The following is a 699-nucleotide window of genomic DNA, read 5'->3' as shown; positions in this document are numbered from 1 at the left end:
CACACAAACTGGCAGCTTAGATACCTTAGCGCCGACACTGACGTTAGACACAATAGGTGCCACTAATAACAGCACACCAACAATTAGCGGGACATCGAACGCGCCAGTAGGCACGGTTATAACGATTAACGTCACGGATGCAAATAATACAGAAACGTTCACTGCAACAGTGCAAGCAGATGGCAGCTGGTCAGCGGATGTACCGAACGCGCTAACTGATGGTCCACTCACTATCGAAGCAAGCGTCAGTGACAGTGCAGGCAACACCACTACATTAAGTGAAAACGCAACACTCAACACCACGGCGCCAAGCATCAGTATTAATGTACTGGTTGACACCAATGACACCACGCCAGAAATTCGCGGGACAAGTGATGCAGCTGATGGCACAACCATTAGCTTAACGTTTGAAGACAGTGCAGGGAATATTACGACTGTTGATACGACCGTAACGGGTGGTGTATGGAGCGTCGATGCACCAATTGATTTAGCCGAAGGTGAATATACTGTCACCGCACAGGTAGATGATGGACTGGGCAATATTGGCAGCGCCACAGAGACAGGTCAGATCGACCTAACAGGTCCGAGCCTTGTTATTACCAACAACGGTGTAGGCAACGACACCACGCCAACGATTGCAGGTACCAGCGATGCATCGCAAGGCAGTACGGTAACGGTTATCGTGACCGATAGCAGCGG

General features: G+C 50.2%; 1 protein-coding gene. It reads left to right on the top strand.

The genetic code is table 11. The features are described from left to right. A partial coding sequence (locus L654_RS0110910) for an Ig-like domain-containing protein (protein WP_024608029.1) occupies positions 1-699 on the top strand: 699 nt, incomplete at both ends.

The sequence above is a fragment of the Pseudoalteromonas sp. TAB23 genome (assembly GCF_000498075.1).
Taxonomy (GTDB): Bacteria; Pseudomonadota; Gammaproteobacteria; order Enterobacterales; family Alteromonadaceae; genus Pseudoalteromonas; species Pseudoalteromonas arctica.
This window is presented reverse-complemented; position numbering and strand designations above follow the sequence as displayed.